Raw genomic sequence first — 19518 nt, 5'->3', positions numbered from 1 at the left:
TCGAGGTCTTCGTCCAAACCGCCGAGCGAACCGCCCTCTCATACCTCCTCAAACCATTCACCGACCAAATGATGAAGGCATTCAGAGAGGAATAGGGGCAAGCGCTGGCGTGACAACACAACACGGCTGAGTTGACCGGACCCCGCCGGTTCGACGTCCCAAATCCCGTTTCGGGGACCGGTACGCTTCAAGCGCAAGAGCTGGTTGCTCTGTGCAGTCTCCATATCGCGTCTGTATATACTCCTATCGGGGTAGGGTCCGGCAGAGATTGGCGATTTTGCAACGGTGCGGCGAGTGCTATTATTAGAGAGCTCTAAGGAATAGTCTCGACAGGCTACGGCATTCTTCGGGTTTTGGGTATACGCGTTGCCGCTGTCTCCATTGGCGTAAAACTTCGATTTTACGAAACGTCGTCTCAACCATTTCTAACGGATGGAAATGGTGTTCTTCGAGATAGCGCATATTTACTTCTGAAACATAATTTGTAGGAAGTGACACTATCCAGTAGTGCGCTAACTTAACTATTACTTAAGTATTAACTTCAAAATTGCATTGCGATGGGCTAGGGTAGTACTTGCAACGGGAGGGACTGGCATGGCGATTTCAGTAGCGTTCGTCGATGATCATCCTATACTACTCGAGGGATTGGTCAGTCTTTACTCGAACAAGGAAGATTTGGCGATCGTCGGCAAGGGCGAAAATGCCGTCGATGCGCTAAAGCTGGTCGAAGAACTTGATCCTGATGTGGTCGTGGTCGACCTGAGCATGCCGGGCGATGCGATTGCCGCAATCGAGATCATGTTGCAGCGCTACAAGCGCACCCGGATCATCGTATTCACGGCCAGCTCGAGCATCGAGACGGCAATTCAGGTCCTGGGTCTGGGGGTTTCCGGTTACGTGTTGAAAGGTAGCTCTGCCTCCGATCTGCACGAGGCCATCCGAACCGTCTACTCCGGCAACACCTTCATCACACCAGGATTTGCCACCAAGGTGATCATGTCGATGAAGACCGAGGCGCTGCGCCGCAAGACGCAGGTGCATCTCCGGCTGAGCGCCCGCGAGGAGCAAATTGTCGGCTATCTGATGCGCGGCAACACCAACCGTGAAATCGCGACCGGTCTGGATATCAGCGAGAAGACGGTCAAGCATTACATGACGGTCCTCATGCAGAAGCTTGATGCGCGAAACCGGCTCGAGGTGGTCTTGGCCGCTCAAAAGCTCAGCATGGCGCACGAGGCTAGCGTTCCGGCCTACAACTGACCAGGTCAGTGATGGGGACAGCTATGCCGTCAGGCGGCGCGTCGACAGGATCTGCCGACGCTCCCACCACACAAGCGTAAGGCTGGAGGCGACGATCAGCACGGCTCCTGTCACGACATTTGTGGTCGGGACCTCCGACCAGATGAGATATCCATAGAGAAACGCCCAGACGAGGCCGCTGTATTCCATCGGCGCAAGCGTCGAGGCCGGCGCATGGCGGAAGCCCTCATAGAGGAGATACTGCCCTGCAGCAGCGACGAAGCCGAGCCCGATCATCAGCACCCACCCGAAAAGATCCGGCGTTTTCCATAACCAGGGCAGCATCGCCCCGCAGGCGACAACGAACAGAAAGCTTGTCGCCAACATCTGATTGAGCGTGCTTTCAGTGCGGCTGACCAGGCGGACGAGCACGGTGCTCCACGCCCAGCAGAAACCCGCGAAGATCACCATGGCCGCAGGCGCGAGGCTTGGCGCTTCAGCAGGATTGGCGGCAAGAAGAACGCCCGCGAAGCCTCCCATGCATGCCAGCCAGCGCATCGGTCCGACGTTTTCCTTAAGCACCAGGATGGACAGAAACACCACCATGATGGGGGCCGAGAAATACATCGTTGTAATCTCGGCAAGGCCGAGATGGCGCGCCGCCGAATAATAGGCCATCCAGGCGGCAAGCATCAGCCCTGCGCGCAGCAGCAGCGATTTCCGGTGCGGACTCTTCAGTATCGAGGGATGCCGCAGCCGGCGCACCAGGATGCCGGAAATCGCAACGATCATGATGCTGCGCATGAAGAGGATCTGCGGAACGGCGTAGTCTGCGACCAGCCACTTCACGATGGCATCCTGTATGGCAAAAAGCGAATAGCCGGCGCAGGCAAGTGCAATGCCGAGGAGCGGGCTTGTGGATGGGTCGGAGGATCTTGATTGCATCGACTTGCGAGGGTACAGGGTGTGACTGACGGCGACGCCTATCAGGAAGCAGGCTGGGTTACAATTACGATATCTGACGTTGCAAAATCGCGCTTCACGGCATCGGACCACTTGGCCCAGCGTTTCAAGGCTTGGGCCCGGATACACCATATCCTGCGTGTGACCATCTGACACAAAGTTCCCTTTGGCCCTTGGCGGATGGCGAAATTTGCGATGTAACATGCGCTTCAGATTTTGAGAGTCAGGGTGACTTGAGATGACTGAGGGCAAGTCGCAGCTATACATCGCGACGTCATGGGCTCTTTGGCCATGGCTTTTTGTCGGGGGACTGGTCGGGGCCGGATGGGCCTTTTCGACAGGCGCTCCGTTGTTGTGGTTCAACGTGGTCTATCTCACGATCGTCGCCCTCATCGCCGGCTTCGAGCGGCTCATGCCCTATGAACGGCAATGGCTGAAGCGCGATGGCGAAGCCCTCAACGACATTGCCCACACCTTGCTCAGCAAAGGCGGCGTACAGATCGCAGCGGCGATCGGCGCATCGGCGCCAATGGCGGTTGCGACGGTGCTGCAACCGTCGCTGAGCTCTCCCCTGGCCATATGGCCGCATCAATGGCCCCTCGCCCTGCAGGTTGTGCTCGGATTGACGATCGCGGAATTCGGCCTCTACGTCGCCCATCGCGCCGCGCACGAAATTCTTTCCCTGTGGCGCTTCCATGCGCTCCATCACAGTGTCGAACGCCTGTGGGTCGTCAATACGGGCCGCTTTCATATCGTCGACTCGCTCTTCAAAATCGCGCTTAGCCAACTTCCGCTTTACCTGATGGGCGCTCCCTTACCGGTCTTTCTCTGGATCGGCGCGGTGACGGCGTTCATTGGCCTTCTGACCCACTGCAACATGGATGTGACCACTGGACCGCTAGACTGGGTCTTCAGCACGCCGCGCTTGCACCGCTGGCACCATTCGAAGGTGCTTGCCGAAGGAAATACGAACTACGGTGAGAACCTTGTCCTTTGGGATCAGATCTTCGGGACATACTTTAATCCGCCACGCAGACCGCCTGTGGACATCGGCATCAGTGGTCGCGTTGCCGAAGGATTTCTGGGGCAACTCGTCCAGCCGTTTTCGGCCAAGGGTTTCAGGCAGATATTGGGTCGTCGGCACGACCGGCCAGTCCCTGTCATGACTGCAAACGAGCAGCAGAGCCACAGTGAGGTTGGTAACGCGCCCTGATGGTTCCGGAGGGAGCGATGGTGGCGATGCTGCAGACGGCGGCAGTCTCGACTGCGCGCCATCTGTAGAGGTCTTACTGTTGATGTAGACAAAAACGAGCAGAAAAAGAGCTATTCGGCTGCGGTGCTCCAACGACCGTCGTTCTGGAACATGTCGTTGAGCTTGTAGGCGACTTCCGTCCGGTTGGTTGCCTTGAGCTTCTTCATGATGTTCCGGATGTGGACCTTCACCGTGCTCTCGCGCAGATTGAGTTCATAGGCGATGATCTTGTTCGCCTTGCCCTTGCGAAGCGCCTGCACGACCTCGGCTTGTCTCAGCGTAAAGATGCGCGTGAGCTCCTTCGGCCGCTGTGGTTCCGGCATCTTCTCGACACTCGCTGTGGCGACCGGCGCAGAAAACGCGTGACCGGCGAGAATGAAGGTGCCACCTGCGATCGCCAGGGCGATGGCCTCGACACATACCTCGATGCCGACTGAAGTCGGAATGAAGCCGCGTGCGCCGTACTCGAGCATTTTCAAGGTCTGGCTAAGGTCGTCACCATCGGCCAGAATGACCACCGGAGCCGGTGCCACTTCTTCGGTAATGTTTGCGATTTCTTCGGACAGTGCGGCGTCATTTGCCTTGCGCCCGGCGATATTGAGAAGTACAGCGCCAACGGGCCGGCAATGGTCCTTCTTCCTCCGCCAATCCGCGATCGAGCCAACGGCGACAGCGGCCATGCCCAGTCCATTCGCCATCAATGTCGTCGCAAGGCATTCACGCTCGAGTGTCCTTGCGTCGATGATCAGCAGGCACTTGTCGTCCTGCGCACCGGCTGACATTGCCGTTGTGGGCCGAAGGCCACTCAATGCTATTCTCCCATTCTCAAATTCCGGGTGTACGTAATTCATACTAGCCTCATACCCCTAGATGCGCGACATGGTTCGCAGCAAGTATTGAAATACTTGAACGGCAGTTACATGAACGCTTTGATGATCCCCAATAGTCAGTCTAAAAGTAGAAACTTGCCTCCAGCGCTATCACGGAACTGTGAATGCCGCATTTCTACTTTATTAAGAAACTACATACTCATTTACTAATACGCAATACAAAAATATTTCCAAAGGTTAACGGCAAAAATTCCAACAAATAAATTTCTACCTAGCAAGAGGTAATTCTGAAATTGCATTTCACTATACTCCCGCAATAGCAGTCTACGCCGAACGGCTAGGTAATCAACAGGAATAAAATTTCTGAAAAATGTTACGAGATCGTCCGCGAAGACATGAAGCTACGCCTAAAGATCGCGTTTTAAAGGCACCTATGCTTTCAGTTGCGGTCGAACGTTCTACAAAGAACGAAGTTGTTTCCGGATATACAGCAAGTCGGTCGACTTCATTATTGACCATAGGTCACCGCTTCCAGCGACATCAAGGTCCGGCAGTCCATCGCTCGTCGTGAGGCTTTTCTTGCATCGAAGTATTGTTTTCTCGCAGGAATGAAATGCCAAAGTCCTGGTAGGGAGATGGATCAGCGCACGAATCCCGTTAGAAGGTCAACCGGTCGGGCCGCCAGGTGCGGTGTTCGACCGGCACATTTGGGAGGAGACTGACATGGCGCAACTTCATTTCGCGCTCAATCACATGGTGGCGCCACAACTTTCTGTCCAGGATTTCTTTGGGCTCGCAACGTCGCTCGATGGCGATGCCGTCGAGATCCGCAATGACCTTGCCGGCAACGCCATTCTTGACGGCACGTCGCCAGACGCCGTTGCGAAGGCTGCGCGGGAGCATCGGCTGACGATCCTGTCGATCAACGCGCTGCAACGGTTCAACGACTGGAGCCTCGAGCGCAAGGACGAGGCGAAGGACCTGATCGGTTATGCCAGGGACTGCGGCGCCAGGGCACTGGTGCTCGTCCCGAAGAACGACGGAACCGGGCGGGCCGACGGCGAGCGCCAGGAGAATCTGCGCCGGTCGCTGATCGAATTGAAACCATTGCTTGATGCGGCTGAGATCATCGGGCTGGTCGAGCCGCTGGGTTTCGAGATTTGCTCACTCCGGTCAAAGGCGGAGGCGGCTGCTGTGATCGATGCGCTCGAGGCGCGATCGACGTTCCGGCTGGTCCATGACACGTTCCACCATCATCTCGCCGGCGAGGACAGGCTGTTTGCAGAGCTGACAGGCCTGGTGCACATTTCCGGCGTCATTGACCCCTCTGTTTCGCGGTCAGACATGCGCGATCCGCACCGTGTCCTGGTGGACGGGGAAGACCGGCTGGACAATCTGGGACAGATCAAGGCCCTGCTTGCAGCCGGCTACCAGGGACGATTTTCGTTCGAGCCCTTCGCGGCAGAAGTTCACGGGCTCGAGGACCCGTCGAGCTCGCTTCGCGCCAGCATGGACTTCCTCTCGTCGAGCGTTTGACGAGAGCCCCCTCCCCTACTCCCGACCGCGAAAGCGCCTTTGATACGAGACGTCATAGAGCGCGCTTTCGCGGAAGTCGGTGATGTCGAGCGACGGACCGACGAAAATGATCGCCGTGCGTTCGACCGGGGTTTCAGCAAACTTTGCCTCGATGTCGCCGAGCGTGCCGCGGATGACCATTTCGTCGGGCCAGGATGCCTTGGCGACAATGGCGACGGGACAGGCGGCGCCATAAATCGGGGTCAGCTCTTTCACAACGCGATCAAGCGCGTGAATGGCGAGATGGATTGCGAGCGTGGCCCCGGTCGCCCCGAACTTCTCAAGGGTTTCTCCGGCCGGCATTGGCGATGCGCGTCCGGAGACGCGCGTCAGCACGAGGCTTTGCGCCAATGCCGGGATCGTCAGTTCTCGACCAAGTGTGGCGGCCGCGGCTGCAAAGGAAGGAACGCCCGGCGTCATTGTATAGTCGATCTCGTGTCTCTGCAGCCGACGGATCTGCTCGGCAACAGCACTCCATACGGATAGATCTCCCGAGTGCAGCCGAGCCACATCGTGGCCGGCCGCCGAGGCGGCAACGTACTCCGCTTCTATTTCATCCAGCGACATAGGCGCGGTATCGATGATGCGGGCGTCCGGCGGGCAATATTGCAGCAGCTCGGGCGAGACGATCGAACCGGCATAGAGACAGACCGCGCAGGATGCGATGAGATCGCGACCACGGACCGTGATCAGGTCGGCGGCGCCCGGTCCAGCGCCAATAAAATGAACCGTCATCTCTTTTTCCTTACTACTTTGTCCAGCGCCACTGCGTGACGGGCATGGCGGGCCGCCAGCCGTTCATTTCGCCGATCGGCGCTACGCGCGCGATATCGATCCGCGTCAGGCAACCGCCATGTTGCCCGTGGAGTGAAAGAAGCAGTGCCTCCATCTCCAGGGTGACCGCGTTGGCGACAAGCCGGCCGCCGGGTTTCAGAGCGCCGATCGCGGTCTCCATGACACCGGCCCCACTCCCTCCGCCGCCGACGAAAATCGCATCGGGTTCCGGCAGGCCCCCAAGCGCCACAGGTGCTGCGCCTTCGACGATCGACAGTCCCGGAACGCCGAAGGCAAGCGCATTGCGCGCAACCCTTGCCGCCCGTTCGGCAGACTGCTCGATAGCGATTGCCCGCAGCGACGGGTTGGCGAGCATCCACTCGATGCCGATCGAACCGGACCCTGCGCCAACGTCCCAAAGCAATTCGCCATGCCGTGGGGCAAGTGCTGACAGCGTGAGGGCCCGTACCTCCTTTTTGGTGATCTGGCCATCATGCTCGAAAAGGCTGTCGTCGAGACCAGGCGTGAAGGCAAGCTGCCGGGCCCCCTCCCCTGCCACCACCTCGATGGCACAGACGTTCAACGGGTTGACGTCAGAAAGATCGAAATCGTCGGCAATCACGCTCCGCTGCCGTTCATGCTGTCCACCAATCGCCTCGAGAAGATGAAGCCGCGACAGGCCGAAACCAAGATCGCGCAGCATCTTGGCCAGGCGGAGCGGCGTCTCGCCATCAGAGGTCAATGCGATGATCCGTCTGTCGTGATGGAGATGCGGCAAAAGCAGCTCCAAAGGGCGTCCATGCAGGGAAAGGCATGTGGCCCCCTGCAGCGGCCATCCGAGGCGGGCGGCAGCGAGGCTGAATGAGGACGGTGCGGGAATGGTTCGGATCTCGCCGGCGCCGATCGATCGGGACAGGGTTGCCCCTATCCCGTAAAGAAACGGATCTCCGGAGCCGAGGACGACAACTGGCATTCCACGGCGCGCGATGACCGCCTCGATTGACCGTTGGAATGGACTTTCCCAGGCCAGCTTAGTGCCGTTGATGATTGGCGAAGCCAGTTCAAGATGCCGTGTGCCGCCGAAGACGATGGTCGCAGCTGATATCAGCGTCTTTGCTTCGTCACCGAGCCCGGCTGGACCATCCTCGCCGATACCGATAATAGTCAGCCAGCGTTCAGCCGGAGCAAAAGACACGTCAGACATGGAAAAGGCCCGTATCCTGATACTGGGTGGCACGGGGGATGCGCGGATCCTGGCGCAGGCGCTTGCCGCGACCGGAGCATACGAGATTTTGCTGTCCTTGGCTGGCCGTACCGAGAAACCGGTGAGCCAGGCCGTACCTGTCCGCATGGGTGGCTTTGGTGGCGCGGAAGGATTGGCCAGCTTTCTCGCCACAGGTAAGTTTGATCTTTTGATCGACGCAACGCACCCCTTCGCCACGCGGATATCGAAGAACGCCGGTGAGGCGTCCAAGGCGGCCGGCATACCCGCTCTCGCTTTGCGTCGGCCGGAATGGAGCGAGGAACTCGACGACCGGTGGACACATGTTGCGTCTATCGCAGACGCGATCGATGCGCTTGGCCCCTCCCCTCGCCGTGCCTTTCTGGCTATTGGTCGCCAGGAGGCGCAGTTGGCGGAAGCAAAGCCCCATCATTTCTATCTCGTGAGAAGTGTCGATCCCGTTGATCCGCCGCTCGCCCTGCCTGCTGTCGAGCTGATCCTCGATCGCGGCCCCTACGTGGTGGAGGACGAGGTAGCGCTTCTGAAGGCCAACCGTATTGATGCGGTTGTCACCAAGAACAGCGGGGGATCGGCGACATACGCCAAGATCGTCGCCGCCCGTGCGCTCGGCATCGAGGTCATCATGGTCAGGCGGGCTGAGAGCGTTGACATGCAGGCGCTTGCCACGGTGGAACTGATGCTCTCGGCGGTCGATCACCTCTTTGCTCCTTCCAGGAAGCGGGGTGTGTAGACGAGATCCGGTCTGCCGTTGCGGGCGATGACACGGGTCTCCTGCGAGCCGATGATCACGCAGGTCGCCATGTCGGCGATGTCGGCGTTAGCGTCCTGAAGCGGTTGAACGGTGATGCTTTCATCGGGCCTGCCAGCTGCCCTTCCGAAAATCACCGGTGTCGTCGGCGGCAGGATGGGGCGGAGGAGCTCGAGCGCCCGGCCGAGCTGCCAGGGACGGGCTTTGCTAATCGGATTGTAGAGAGCGATGACGAAGCCTGCCCGCGCCACCGTTTCAAGCCTATTTTCTATTATATTCCAAGGCTTTAGATTATCAGACAGGGAGATCGCGCAAAAGTCGTGGCCAAGCGGCGCGCCGACGCGCGCGGCGACCGCTAGCATGGCTGTGATGCCCGGCAGGATGACAAGATCGATGTCGCGCCAGCTGGCCGGCCCATTGTCGACAGCCTCACAGACGGCGGCAGCCATTGCAAACACGCCGGGATCGCCGCCTGACACGACGCAGACGTTGGCGCCGTCGGCAGCGGCCTTCAGGGCCTCGGTGGCTCGGTCAAGTTCCTGACGATTGTCCGATGCGCGCCGACGCTGGTCCGGCCTCAGTTCAAGTCGATCGAGATAGGGACCATAGCCATAGAAATCCGTTGCCTCCGAAACGGCAGCGCGCGATTCCGGTGTCATCTGCTCGGGGTTGCCCGGGCCCGTGCCGATTACGAAAAGCTTGCCCGTCATCGCCGTGCTTCCCAACCCGGCACCAGCACCAGCGAAAAATACGGCGCTTCGCCGTCGGGCCGGTCTGCCAGTTTCGTCATTGCCGCATTGGCCATCGTCCCGCGTTCAACGTAGACCGCGTCCGGAAGGCGCCCGGACGCCTCCAACGCACGGCGGATCTTCGGAAGGTTCCGTCCGACCTTCATGATCACCGCCGCCTGGGTGTCAGAAAGCCTGCGCCGCAGCTCCCCCTCCTCCATTGTACCAGGCAGTACGGATAGCACGTCGTCCCCCTGCACGATCGGCAGGCCGGCAAGCGACCAGCATCCGGACATGGCGCTGATGCCGGGTATGACCTCTGTCGGGTAGCGGCTCGCGAGGCGGACGTGGAGATGCATGTAGGAGCCGTAAAACAGCGGGTCGCCCTCGCTAAGGACGGCAACGGTCCGACCGACGTCGAGATGATCGGCGACCGCGGCGGCCGACTCGTCATAGAAGGACGTGATCTGGTTGCGGTAGGACTCGTGCGAGGTCTCGATCTCGGTCGTGACCGGATAATAGAGAGGCAGCAGGATCTTGTCGCCAAGCAGGTGCTCGACGATGGCCTTGCCGTTGCCGCCCCTGCCCCGCTTGGCAAAATAGGCAACGACCTTGGCGGCATCGATCGCCTTGATGGCCTTGACGGTCAGAAGTTCGGGATCTCCCGGTCCGGTTCCGACACCGATGAGACGGCCAGTACCGGTCATAGGCCAGGCCTCGCCAGAGCGTTGATGGCAGCGGCAGTCATGGCGCTGCCGCCGAGGCGACCACGTACGATTGCAAAGGGCACGCCGTAGGCGTTATCGGCAAGTGCATCCTTCGATTCCGCGGCACCGACAAAACCAACGGGCATGCCGATGATCGCAGCCGGCTTAGGCGCGCCGTCTCGCAGCAATTCGAGGAGGTGGAACAGGGCCGTTGGAGCATTGCCGATCGCCACAACGCTGCCTGCGAGGCGGTCCAGCCAGAGGTGGAGTGCGGCGGCTGAACGCGTGTTACCGGTCTGGTTCGCAAGGCCTGGCGTTCGTGGATCATGCAATGTGCAGATCACATCGTTGTGGGCGGGCAGGCGGGTGCGGGTGATGCCATGGGCAACCATTTCGGCGTCGCAAAAGATCGGCGCCCCGTCCTGAAGGGCCATGCGTGCAGCCTTTACCACGCCAGGCGAGAACAGGAAGCTGTCGGCAGCCTGGACAAGGCCGCATGCGTGAATCATGCGAACGGCAACATCGGCCTCCTCTGTCGAGAACCGCGACAGGTCGGCTTCACTGCGAATGATTGCGAATGATCGCTCGTAGATGGTGTCGCCACTCTTAATGTAGTCGTAGTCTGGCATGTCTATTCCTGTCGCAACGCCCGGATGACGGCAGCCTTTCCTGCCCTTGAAAGGCAGGACCTAGCCGATTCGCCAGCACGTCTCTCGTTTTTGATGAAGCGAGCGATGTTCTCTATAGCGGATTCGGCGCCGCCGCTAGCGATCTGTGCGTCCGGGGCGTCGAGCGGGGTGCCATCAAGCATCAGGCGATAGCCGTCTTCGGAGCCGACAAGGGTGAGGGCGCGCGAACGAAGGGCGCATCCTTTGGCGCAGCCGGAGAAATGGACGACCATGGAGCCATCGAGGAGATCGGCCGACGTCGCAACGATCGCTTCGGCGAGCGTCCTTGTACTGTAATGGCCGCAGGCGCAGGCGCCGGCACCCGCGCAAGCAGCAATGTGGGAGGAGGGGTCATGGCTGTCGGCAGAAAGACCGTGATCTGCAGCGGAGCCGGCAATCGCCAGGGCTGCGTCAGCCCGAAGGCCGGTGAGGAGCAGGACCCGACCGGGGGCGAGCCTGACCTCGCCGGCACCGATCGCCTCCGCACGGCTAAAGAAGGCAAGCAGCTGATCGGCCCGGATCTGTCCAAAGCGTGGCCTGAGACCGACAGCGAGCGACCCGTCGGCAAGCGGAAAGCAGCCTGTCAGGGATATGTCGGATCTATCCCGGTCGACAAGATGCTGGGCAGGCATCAACGGGAACATCGACTGAAGCGTCAGCCGTGGAATGTCGCGACATCGCCTGTGGCGACCAAGAGAGATCAGCAGGTCAAGAAGATCGGCGACAGCACGCACGCAGGCCTCGGCATCGCCTGTCAGAAGCGGGATCGCGGTCTTGCCATTGCCGTCGATGGCAAGTTGCCAGTTGTCCGGCGAGACTGCCATAATCCTGATATCGGCGAACAGGGGTGAGATCCCGTCGCCACCGCCGCCGTCGAGCAGAACAGAGAGTTTCGGGGCGATTAGGGGTGAGGCGAGCTGCGCAGAAAGCCTTGCCCTCAGCATCGTCTCGACCGGAGCGGGATTTCCGATTTCTTTTGGCGCGAGCCCATGAAGTGGCGACAGCTCGATCGCCGGACCACCGGGGATCAGAAGGCCCGCAGCTTCGGCCTCGTTTGCAAATTGGGTGGCGGTTTCCCCGCGAAGGCCGCGCACCTGCAGGCTGCCGCGTGAGGTGATTTCCAGAAGACCGTTTCCAAGGCGTTCAGCCGCTTCGGCCAGGAGCGAGAACTGCCTCAACGAAAGGGTTCCTGCAACTGGCCTCAAACGAGCGAGCAGACCATCGCCGGTTTGCATCGGCTCGAAAAGCGTGGGGCAGGCGCCGCGCCGGATCCCATGCGGGTGCGCATTCCCGGGGCTTTCTTCCTCCAGCTGTCGGTGCGTCGTCATCATCATATTGCCTCGGCCACGTCCTTACATGATCGGACCGTGGAGCAAAACCGGGATCTGGTCAAAGATCGTCGAAGTCCTGCCCCTTGCGCAACAGATAGATGTCCATGATCCAGCCGTGGCGTGCACGCGCTTCTGCCCTGGACCTGACAATGTCGTCTGCGACATCCGCAAGTCGCCCGGCATGGGTGATTTCGTCGGGGGTTCCGAGGTAGGCGCCCCAGAAGATTTCGGCCTCCGGATCGTCGATCTTCGAGAAGGCAAGCTCGCCGTCGAGCATGACAACCGTGGTGTCCGCCTGGTTTCCGAACTGGGCGAGGCGGCGGCCGGTGGTGATTTCGACTGGCTTGCCGACAAGGTTGAGGGGGATGCGATGGCTGGCCGCGAGCGCCTGCATGCTGGTGATCCCCGGAATGACGGAGACATCGAATTCGACCGTCTGGAGCGAGTAGGCGCGCTCGAGAATGCGGATCGTGCTGTCGTAGAGACTGGGATCGCCCCAGACTAGAAATGCGCCGACAGCGGTTTGTGGCAACGCCGCGATCAGTTTGGTGTAGACCTCGGCGAGGGCTCCGTGCCAGTCGTCAACGCTCTCCAGATAGGCCTGCCCTGTGGTGAGCCGTTGGGGCACGGCAAATTCCACGATGGCGGTGGTGCCATTGGTGAGGTAGCGGCTGCAGATCTCGCGACGGACTGCGGCAAGCCCGTCCTTTGCGGCTCCCTTGGTGGGGATGAAGATCGTATGGGCACGGTTCATGGCGTTGATCGCCTGTACCGTCACATGCTCGGGGTTACCCGTTCCTATGCCGATGATCTCGATATGTCGCACGGCGCCTTCCTTTGCTGAACCAGGTCCTTCTGGCCGATTGCCAGGGCAACGGCAAGGGAGGAGGAGAAAAGTTGGCCGCGGCCAACTCGCATGCTGAGGCCTGATCGTATTGTTGCGATTCGCGAATCATGGCATCTTCGATACGCTTTTTAGCGCGATGTTGATAAAAAAGCGCATTGATAGGGATCGGGTGTTTTGGACAACATTAGCGTATCGACAACCGACGTGCGCATCGAGCGGCACGCCAGTCAGCTCTCGCGTCAACTGAAGCTTCTGCGTGAGAAGCTCTTTCCGCCCCTGTCGCAGAAGACCCTGCGCACATTCACCTCGGGTGAGGCGGCACAGATGATCGGTGTTTCCGATGGCTATCTCCGGCAGCTTTCACTCGACGGCAAGGGGCCGCAGCCGGATATCGCCATCAATGGCCGCCGATCCTACACACTGGCGCAAATCAATGAGCTGCGAAATCACATGGCGCGCATCAAGCCGAAGGATGCCCTGTCCTATCTGCCGCAGAGGCGCCCCGGCGAAAAACTGCAGACGCTGGCTGTGACGAACTTCAAGGGTGGCTCGGCCAAGACGACTACGACGCTCTACCTTGCCCAGTATCTGGCGTTGAATGGCTACCGGGTCCTGGCGATCGACCTCGACCCGCAGGCGTCGCTGTCGTCCATGCTTGGCGTGCAGCCGGAATTCGACCTTGCCGATGGCGATACGCTCTACGGAGCCATTCGCTATGACAGCAGCCGCCGTTCACTGAAGGACATTGTGCGGAAAACCTATTTCGACGGCCTGGATCTCGTCCCCGGCAATCTCGAGCTCATGGAGTTCGAGCATGAGACGCCGCGTGCCCTTGGCGACCGCCAGCGATCCGGAGAGCTTTTCTTTCGGCGCGTGGGCGTCGCCATATCGGAGGTCGAGGCTGACTACGACATCGTTGTCATCGATTGCCCTCCGCAGCTCGGCTACCTGACACTTGGCGCCGTCTGTGCCGCGACCTCGCTGCTGATCACGGTGCATCCACAGATGGTCGACGTCGCCTCCATGTCGCAATTCCTGCTGATGACGTCAGACCTGCTGTCGGTGGTTAGAAAGGCTGGCGGCGACCTGCAGCACGACTTCATCAAATACGTCGTCACCCGCCACGAGCCATTCGACGCACCGCAGTCTCAGATCGTCGCACTGCTGCGCAATCTCTTCGGGGAAGACGTGCTGACGGCGACCATCCTGAAGTCAACGGCAATTGCCGATGCCGGGCTGACCAAGCAGTCCCTCTATGAGATCGAGCGCGGCCAGGTACGACGCTCGACCTATGACCGGGCACTGGAATCCGTCAACGCGGCGAATGGCGAAGTGCTGGCAGGAATTCACAAGGCGTGGGGCCGCTCATGAGCAGACGCGATCGACTGAAGGGACTGTTCGACGATACGGCGCAGGAGTTGGCCGCGGCCAACCTGGATGACGACGCTTCCACCCGTGGGCCGGCTGGCCCGGTCCGTTCGATGGCATTGACGCTCGGACGGATGGAGGAGGAAAGCCGGGCAATGCAGGAGGCCCTGCTATCCGGCGAGCGCGTTGTGGAGCTCGAACCCGATGCCATCGACATGTCCTTTGTCCGGGACCGACTGGCCGACATGCCCCGGGACCTCGACGACGAGCTGGTCCGTTCGATCGGGGAAAATGGCCAGGAGGTGCCCATCCTGGTTCGGGTGCATCCTGACGACGACCAGCGCTACCAGGTGGTCTATGGCCACCGTCGACTTCAGGCCGTCCGACTGCTCGGGCGAAAGGTCCAGGCCATCATCCGAAAGCTCGACGATGTCGATGTCGTCATCGCACAAGGGATCGAGAACTCCGCGCGGCGCAACCTCTCCTATGTCGAGCGCGCCGTCTTTGCATTCAATCTCGAGAGCAAGGGGTTCGAGCGACCCGTCATCATGAAGGCCTTGTCGACCGACAAGACGGAACTGTCGAAGCTCATCTCGGTCGCCAAGACCATTCCGATGGACGTCATCGTCGCCATCGGCGCTGCTCCCGCCGCCGGACGCCGCAAATGGCTTGCGCTGGCGCAAGGCTGGACAAGTGCGACAGCCTCGAGGCTGCGGACGTTGCTTGCGTCGGAGCAGTTCACCAGCGAGGGCACGGATCGTCGCTTTGATCTGGTGGTCGCAGAGCTCGCAAGGAAGTTGGAAAAGCAGGATGCGACGGGGTTCGAATGGACACCTCAGGACAGCAAGATCAGGGGGCGCATCCGCAAGACCGGAGATTCCTTCACGATTGCGCTGAAGACCGGCGATGCGGCTGATTTCGGCGACTACCTCTCTGGCCGGCTCGATGAACTCTACGACGCGTTCAAGAGCGCGAAGTAGCTTCAACCGACCAGATCAGTGGTTTATCCACTGCCGTTGCCTTTTCCCCCTGAAAGGCTCTGTTCAAGCGCCGCCAAATCATGTCATCCATGAGTGAAGTTAAGCGTGATTTGAGTTCCGTTGTGAGGAAATAGAAAAAGCTAACAATGCGCTATGAAATCGACAGTCCGCTGCTGATCAGCCTGTTGCCGGCCGTCGTTCAGGCCGAGGACAGTCTGGCGAGGCTGGACGAGCGCGCCGCGCGTGAATCCGTTTCCGACGGTTTTGGTGAACGCCGGCACTTCTTCGATGCCGTTGGGGCTCTCTGGGTGGCGGGGGAGCTCGTTCACGTCGAGGACCTGGTGCTGCACGACGCCCATATGGATTCACGCACGCCGAGCCATGAGCTGACGATCGCGCACGCGGTTCTGCGTTTGCGAAGGCGAGTCTGGTTCGCCGCACCTGACTGGGCCTTGAGTCCAGCCGGTCTCGCCGTCCTTGCCGGTGGCGTGGAAGGGGAGGGTGGGGGTGAAACGTCAAAGTTCGACGAGCCGGTCTCAGGCGAGGCGGAGGCGGACGACGAGGAGGACGCGCTTTCCGCCGAGCTGGCAGAGATCGATGCCATCCTGGAGCGCTCACAAAGGCTGCTGGACAGCCATAGGAACACCGCTGCACCGGCGCCAGCCGAACCGCGTGATGAGGCCCGCGAAAAGCGAATTGATGATCCGCTCGGCCTGTTCGACGACGAGGAATGGGATGAAGCGGCGCGGCTGCGCGCCTGGCGCAAGACTGTTGCCATTGCCGACGCGCTGCCCGTCACATTGGGTGCAGCCGTGATTTTCGAGGCCTGGGAGCGGATCGAGCCGCTGCGTCGCCAGCACTGGCTTGGCGGCCTGCTTGTCTCGAGCTACCTGCGCTCCCGCGGCAAGGTTACCTCGCATCTCTTTGCCTTCTATGCCGGCCTGAAGATGATACGGCACGAAAGACGAAGGTCGCGTGATCGGCTGACCAGGCTGCAGGCATTTCTGGAAGCGATGGTGGAAAGCGCTACCGCCGGCCTGAAGGAAATGGATCGTCTGGTTCTGGCGCGCACACAGATGGAAGTCCGCTTCAGGGACCGCCGTTCGAACAGCAGCCTGCCGCAGCTTGCCGATTTTGTCCTGTCACGACCAATGGTGTCGTCGGCAATGGTGGCGCGCGAGTTGCGGGTGACCAGCCGCGGGGCCCTCAATCTTCTGAACGACATCGGGATCCGCGAAATCACCGGGCGAGGGCGCTATCGCGCCTGGGGCATCATCTGATCAAAAGACAAAAAAACGGCCAGGTTTGAAGCCCGGCCGTTTTTCCAGGTGAGCACCCGGTCCGCGCATCCTGTCACAGAAGTGCGAACCGGGCGCAGAAGCGCTTCCATTGCCCCCAGAAGCGCTTGTCCCTTTATTCCCGCTCGCCCGTGAAATTGAGGAGGAGCTGGAAGATGTTGACGAAGTTCAGGTAGAGCGAGAGCGCGCCGAAGACGGCAAGCTTCTGGTTCGATTCCTGATCGTAGTTTTCGGAGTACTGTTCCTTGATGTTCTGCGTGTCGTAAGCCGTCAGGCCGACGAAGACGAGGATGCCGATGACGGAGATCGCGAACTGGAGGGCGCTCGAGCCGAGGAAGATGTTCACGATGCTCGCGATGATCACGCCGATCAGGCCCATCATCAGGAACGAGCCAAAGCGGGACAGATCCTTCTTGGTTGCGTATCCATAGAGGCTCGTCGCACCAAACATGGTTGCAGCGATGAAGAATGTCCGTGCGATGCTGGTGCCGGTGAATACCAGGAAGACCGATGCGAGCGACAGGCCCATGACTGCACAGAACGCCCAGAAGGTCATCTGTGCGGCGCTCGCCGACATCGTCTGGATCTTGAAGGAGAAGAAGAAGACAAATGCGAGCGGCGCAAGCATCACGACCCACTTCAGCGGGGACTGGAAGATCGGCACGTAGAGCGCCGGCGTGCTACCAACGACGAGTGCGACGATACCTGTGATGACGAGGCCAAGGCCCATGTAGTTGTAGACGCGCAGCATATGCTGGCGCAGTCCCTCATCGAACAGCGCCTGCGAGCCAGCGGCCGAGCCGTAGCCAAAACGCGGATTGGTCGGGTTCATACTGATCTCCTCGGTTGAACTAGCTAGTAGAGGGTGCGGGCGAGCTTGTCGGCTGCCGCATCCAGATTGATGTCACGGTCGCCGGCAACGAGCGCATAGGCGACGTCGCCGATCTGCCAGTAGGCGGCTTCCGCGCGATGAAGTGCGACATGGTGGACAGGCTGTACGGCAAATCCACCGGGCCGAACGGCAAACAGCGAGAGCGGTTTGCCTTGGGCAGTCTTGATGGCCATCTCGACGCTCGGCCCGAACTCGGACGGGAATATCTGCACGTCGGCGATCGCCCAATCATCAGGCAGTTGCGGCATGACGATCGCCGTTGCGGCGCGAATGTCCTCCGGCCTGTAGCTTGCCACCGTCTGTGACGGGACGGACTGGCGAAGCAGGGCGGTCTGATAGGCGCGCACCGCATCCTCGACATAGGCGGGCGCGGGAACCGAGGCGGCGACCTCGGTTGCGGTGAAGGCACCGAAGGAGGTGTGGGCGATCCACCCGGCCGCCACCAGGATACCAACGGCTGCGATCCGCTGCACCGAGTGCAGGATCCGGCCATAGGCAAGTCCACGCTCCAGGCGTCTCGCCGCGTCGCGCGTCTCCGGACGGCCAAAGGCGCTTCCGCTGGCAAGTGCCAGGCGCAATTCCCCGCGCATGCTGAGATCTGCCATGACCTTTGCCGCGATGGCGGGGTTTTCGGAGAGGAACGTCTCGACCTGGATGCGTCTTGCCACATCGAGTTGTCCGTCGACATAGGCGTCGAGATCAGCGTCGATGATAGGATCAATTGCCTTCATTGCCGTTCCCTCCGATCAGTCTCAAATGGGGCGCACGGGGTGTCTTTTCCTCGAATTCCCGCAGCTGGGCACGGGCGCGCGAAATACGCGACATCAACGTGCCGATCGGAATTCCGAGGGCAGCGGCCGCTTCCTGGTAGGACAGGTCCTCGATGGCCACCAGGTGAAGGGCCTCGCGCTGTTCCTCCTGAAGCTTGAAGAAGGCGTCTCGCACTTGCTGCAGGCGCACGGCGTGTTCCTGGCCGGCTTCTATCGACTGGTCCGCTTCAACCGCTGCCTCGTCGTGCCTGCGGGCAAGCGAGCGGTTCTGGCGCACCCGGTCGATATGGGCGTTATGCATGATCGAAAGCAGCCAGGTGCGGAGATTGCCGCCGCGACGGAAGCTCTGCTTTTTTTCATAGGCCCGCACCAGTGCGTCATGAACAAGATCTTCGGCGTCATCCGAATTGCGCACGAGCGAGCGCGCGTAGCGGCGAAGCGCTGCGAGCTGGCCAATGACATCGAATGAGCGTTCTTTCCGTTCCATGATTGAGTATACGGATGCCCGCGCCGATTTATTCCCGCAGCCAGAAAAAAAAGAAGGCTTCGCTCATGGAGCGCGCGAAAGGGGGCGACAGGGGTGAGGTCGAGGTTTGCCCAGACAGGTTTTATAGACCTTTCAGCCATTGGAAGGTCAAGGGGCATGTCGAGCAAAAATCACAGCAGGAACGCTTCAGAAAAAATAAGTGGCCCGCCGGAGGCAGGCCACAGTCCGTCGTCAAAACAATTTAGCAGGTACTGAAATGATACCCGAAACAAATATCCCTCTTGCCAGAGTATAAAAGCACGACCAGGCGTTGATTGCACGTCAGGCAAAAGCGGTAGCATGCCTCACCTTTGCGCGTGAAAAAGTTCAGTTCGACCGCTGTCGTCCGTCGTCCTCAAGGCCGCCTTTTGCCTGGCGGAGAAGAAGCTTTCCCAGGGCCTTGGCAGACTCGCGGGGAAGGGCATAGTGCAACCAGCCATAGCGGGGATCGCGAATGTGGAGGAGCGATTCTTCCAGCAAGGCGTCGGGCTCCGAATACCACCGTGGATCGAGGACGGCGTCGACCATTTGACCTGCCTGCCAATCCTCGGAATGGGGCGTCGCCATCTTCGCCCTGACCTGGCCGGCACCCTCGATGAGTTCCGAAACAGCTGCCGCGTCGAGAACGAGTGCGACCGGTGGATCCGTCGGAAAGCTGATCGTCAATGTCGAGAGCTCTTCATCAAGCTCCCACAGCGGTTCGTCGTTTTCGTTCATGCTCACCTCTTTGGGGGCCGTGTGCCGGTCATGACGCAGGTGGAAACAGAACGCAAACAAGG

The 19518-nt window shown here is 60.2% G+C and carries 20 protein-coding genes; 7 read left to right on the top strand and 13 right to left on the bottom strand.

Features of this window, described 5'->3' with window-relative positions; genetic code table 11:
• Positions 1-594: 594 nt before the first annotated feature.
• Positions 595-1260 carry a response regulator transcription factor gene (locus FHT97_RS27750; protein ID WP_183864837.1) on the top strand — a complete coding sequence of 222 codons (666 nt, stop codon included), beginning with the start codon at positions 595-597 and terminating at the stop codon, positions 1258-1260.
• A 21-nt stretch (positions 1261-1281) separates the two neighbouring features.
• Here the strand turns inward: FHT97_RS27750 and FHT97_RS27745 are convergent, their stop codons facing one another.
• Positions 1282-2184: a DMT family transporter gene (locus FHT97_RS27745; RefSeq protein ID WP_183864836.1), complete on the bottom strand. Its 903-nt coding sequence runs from the start codon at positions 2182-2184 to the stop codon at positions 1282-1284.
• 256 nt (positions 2185-2440) lie between these two features.
• Between FHT97_RS27745 and FHT97_RS27740 the strand changes: the two genes are divergently transcribed.
• The gene (locus FHT97_RS27740) at positions 2441-3415 is read left to right on the top strand and encodes a sterol desaturase family protein (protein ID WP_183864835.1); all 975 of its coding nucleotides are present in this window, start codon (positions 2441-2443) and stop codon (positions 3413-3415) included.
• A gap of 110 nt (positions 3416-3525) precedes the next feature.
• On the opposite strand, the gene FHT97_RS27735 is transcribed toward FHT97_RS27740, so the two are convergent.
• Positions 3526-4305: a response regulator transcription factor gene (locus tag FHT97_RS27735; RefSeq protein WP_183864834.1), complete on the bottom strand. Its 780-nt coding sequence runs from the start codon at positions 4303-4305 to the stop codon at positions 3526-3528.
• Between the two features lie 702 nt (positions 4306-5007).
• Here FHT97_RS27735 and FHT97_RS27730 point away from each other — a divergent pair.
• Positions 5008-5820 carry a TIM barrel protein gene (locus FHT97_RS27730; protein ID WP_183864833.1) on the top strand — a complete coding sequence of 271 codons (813 nt, stop codon included), beginning with the start codon at positions 5008-5010 and terminating at the stop codon, positions 5818-5820.
• Between the two features lie 15 nt (positions 5821-5835).
• Here the strand turns inward: FHT97_RS27730 and cobM are convergent, their stop codons facing one another.
• Complete coding sequence (gene cobM, locus FHT97_RS27725; RefSeq protein WP_183756555.1) at positions 5836-6594, bottom strand: precorrin-4 C(11)-methyltransferase; 759 nt, start codon at positions 6592-6594, stop codon at positions 5836-5838.
• Positions 6595-6607: 13 nt separating this feature from the next.
• Complete coding sequence (gene cbiE / locus FHT97_RS27720; protein ID WP_183864832.1) at positions 6608-7837, bottom strand: precorrin-6y C5,15-methyltransferase (decarboxylating) subunit CbiE; 1230 nt, start codon at positions 7835-7837, stop codon at positions 6608-6610.
• Here cbiE and FHT97_RS27715 point away from each other — a divergent pair.
• A complete protein-coding gene (locus FHT97_RS27715) occupies positions 7836-8606 on the top strand; it encodes a cobalt-precorrin-6A reductase (protein WP_183864831.1) in 771 nt (256 codons plus the stop codon). The two genes, cbiE and FHT97_RS27715, sit on opposite strands and share 2 nt — an antisense overlap.
• Here the strand turns inward: FHT97_RS27715 and FHT97_RS27710 are convergent.
• The 5 genes from FHT97_RS27710 to cobF form a co-directional block, all read right to left on the bottom strand.
• On the bottom strand, positions 8570-9334 hold the full coding sequence (locus FHT97_RS27710; protein WP_183756552.1) for a precorrin-3B C(17)-methyltransferase: 765 nt from the start codon (positions 9332-9334) through the stop codon (positions 8570-8572). The two genes, FHT97_RS27715 and FHT97_RS27710, sit on opposite strands and share 37 nt — an antisense overlap.
• Positions 9331-10059, bottom strand: a complete 729-nt coding sequence (locus FHT97_RS27705) for a precorrin-2 C(20)-methyltransferase (RefSeq protein WP_183756551.1) — start codon at positions 10057-10059, stop codon at positions 9331-9333. The genes FHT97_RS27710 and FHT97_RS27705 overlap by 4 nt, the downstream gene beginning before the upstream one ends.
• Positions 10056-10688, bottom strand: a complete 633-nt coding sequence (locus tag FHT97_RS27700; protein WP_183756550.1) for a precorrin-8X methylmutase — start codon at positions 10686-10688, stop codon at positions 10056-10058. Before FHT97_RS27700 ends, FHT97_RS27705 begins: the two co-directional genes overlap by 4 nt.
• Before the next feature lie 2 nt (positions 10689-10690).
• Positions 10691-12055, bottom strand: coding sequence for a precorrin-3B synthase (gene cobG, locus FHT97_RS27695; RefSeq protein ID WP_246712814.1), 1365 nt, complete (start codon positions 12053-12055; stop codon positions 10691-10693).
• A gap of 61 nt (positions 12056-12116) precedes the next feature.
• Entirely contained in the window at positions 12117-12884 is a 768-nt protein-coding gene (gene cobF / locus FHT97_RS27690) for a precorrin-6A synthase (deacetylating) (protein WP_183864829.1), read from the bottom strand.
• A 195-nt stretch (positions 12885-13079) separates the two neighbouring features.
• On the opposite strand from cobF, the gene repA reads away from it, so the two are divergent.
• The 3 genes from repA (at position 13080) to FHT97_RS27675 (ending at position 16533) form a co-directional block, all read left to right on the top strand.
• A complete protein-coding gene (gene repA / locus FHT97_RS27685) occupies positions 13080-14276 on the top strand; it encodes a plasmid partitioning protein RepA (RefSeq protein WP_183756547.1) in 1197 nt (398 codons plus the stop codon).
• Positions 14273-15253 carry a plasmid partitioning protein RepB gene (gene repB / locus FHT97_RS27680; RefSeq protein WP_183864828.1) on the top strand — a complete coding sequence of 327 codons (981 nt, stop codon included), beginning with the start codon at positions 14273-14275 and terminating at the stop codon, positions 15251-15253. Before repA ends, repB begins: the two co-directional genes overlap by 4 nt.
• 146 nt (positions 15254-15399) lie before the next feature.
• On the top strand, positions 15400-16533 hold the full coding sequence (locus FHT97_RS27675; RefSeq protein WP_183864827.1) for an RHE_PE00001 family protein: 1134 nt from the start codon (positions 15400-15402) through the stop codon (positions 16531-16533).
• Between the two features lie 133 nt (positions 16534-16666).
• On the opposite strand, the gene FHT97_RS27670 is transcribed toward FHT97_RS27675, so the two are convergent.
• The 4 genes from FHT97_RS27670 to FHT97_RS27655 form a co-directional block, all read right to left on the bottom strand.
• Positions 16667-17383: a Bax inhibitor-1/YccA family protein gene (locus FHT97_RS27670; protein WP_183756544.1), complete on the bottom strand. Its 717-nt coding sequence runs from the start codon at positions 17381-17383 to the stop codon at positions 16667-16669.
• Between the two features lie 23 nt (positions 17384-17406).
• Positions 17407-18174, bottom strand: coding sequence for an anti-sigma factor (locus FHT97_RS27665; RefSeq protein WP_183864826.1), 768 nt, complete (start codon positions 18172-18174; stop codon positions 17407-17409).
• Entirely contained in the window at positions 18161-18700 is a 540-nt protein-coding gene (locus tag FHT97_RS27660) for a sigma-70 family RNA polymerase sigma factor (protein WP_183756542.1), read from the bottom strand. The genes FHT97_RS27665 and FHT97_RS27660 overlap by 14 nt, the downstream gene beginning before the upstream one ends.
• 366 nt (positions 18701-19066) lie before the next feature.
• The gene (locus tag FHT97_RS27655; RefSeq protein ID WP_183756541.1) at positions 19067-19456 is read right to left on the bottom strand and encodes a hypothetical protein; all 390 of its coding nucleotides are present in this window, start codon (positions 19454-19456) and stop codon (positions 19067-19069) included.
• Between the last annotated feature and the right edge of the window lie 62 nt (positions 19457-19518).

It is taken from the genome of Rhizobium sp. BK399, from assembly GCF_014194695.1.
Classification (GTDB): Bacteria; Pseudomonadota; Alphaproteobacteria; order Rhizobiales; family Rhizobiaceae; genus Rhizobium.
This window is presented reverse-complemented; position numbering and strand designations above follow the sequence as displayed.

Excerpts from the sequence above, each read along its gene's own strand:
- FHT97_RS27740 (WP_183864835.1), top strand. The coding sequence starts at position 2,441 with ATGACTGAGGGCAAGTCGCAGCTATACATCGCGACGTCATGGGCTCTT.
- FHT97_RS27715 (WP_183864831.1), top strand. The coding sequence starts at position 7,836 with ATGGAAAAGGCCCGTATCCTGATACTGGGTGGCACGGGGGATGCGCGG.
- repB (WP_183864828.1), top strand. The coding sequence starts at position 14,273 with ATGAGCAGACGCGATCGACTGAAGGGACTGTTCGACGATACGGCGCAG.
- FHT97_RS27710 (WP_183756552.1), bottom strand. The coding sequence starts at position 9,334 with ATGACGGGCAAGCTTTTCGTAATCGGCACGGGCCCGGGCAACCCCGAG.
- FHT97_RS27705 (WP_183756551.1), bottom strand. The coding sequence starts at position 10,059 with ATGACCGGTACTGGCCGTCTCATCGGTGTCGGAACCGGACCGGGAGAT.
- FHT97_RS27670 (WP_183756544.1), bottom strand. The coding sequence starts at position 17,383 with ATGAACCCGACCAATCCGCGTTTTGGCTACGGCTCGGCCGCTGGCTCG.
- FHT97_RS27745 (WP_183864836.1), bottom strand. The coding sequence starts at position 2,184 with ATGCAATCAAGATCCTCCGACCCATCCACAAGCCCGCTCCTCGGCATT.
- FHT97_RS27655 (WP_183756541.1), bottom strand. The coding sequence starts at position 19,456 with ATGAACGAAAACGACGAACCGCTGTGGGAGCTTGATGAAGAGCTCTCG.
- FHT97_RS27735 (WP_183864834.1), bottom strand. The coding sequence starts at position 4,305 with ATGAATTACGTACACCCGGAATTTGAGAATGGGAGAATAGCATTGAGT.
- FHT97_RS27730 (WP_183864833.1), top strand. The coding sequence starts at position 5,008 with ATGGCGCAACTTCATTTCGCGCTCAATCACATGGTGGCGCCACAACTT.
- FHT97_RS27665 (WP_183864826.1), bottom strand. The coding sequence starts at position 18,174 with ATGAAGGCAATTGATCCTATCATCGACGCTGATCTCGACGCCTATGTC.
- cobG (WP_246712814.1), bottom strand. The coding sequence starts at position 12,055 with ATGACGACGCACCGACAGCTGGAGGAAGAAAGCCCCGGGAATGCGCAC.
- FHT97_RS27660 (WP_183756542.1), bottom strand. The coding sequence starts at position 18,700 with ATGGAACGGAAAGAACGCTCATTCGATGTCATTGGCCAGCTCGCAGCG.
- cobM (WP_183756555.1), bottom strand. The coding sequence starts at position 6,594 with ATGACGGTTCATTTTATTGGCGCTGGACCGGGCGCCGCCGACCTGATC.
- FHT97_RS27750 (WP_183864837.1), top strand. The coding sequence starts at position 595 with ATGGCGATTTCAGTAGCGTTCGTCGATGATCATCCTATACTACTCGAG.
- FHT97_RS27700 (WP_183756550.1), bottom strand. The coding sequence starts at position 10,688 with ATGCCAGACTACGACTACATTAAGAGTGGCGACACCATCTACGAGCGA.
- FHT97_RS27675 (WP_183864827.1), top strand. The coding sequence starts at position 15,400 with ATGCGCTATGAAATCGACAGTCCGCTGCTGATCAGCCTGTTGCCGGCC.
- cbiE (WP_183864832.1), bottom strand. The coding sequence starts at position 7,837 with ATGTCTGACGTGTCTTTTGCTCCGGCTGAACGCTGGCTGACTATTATC.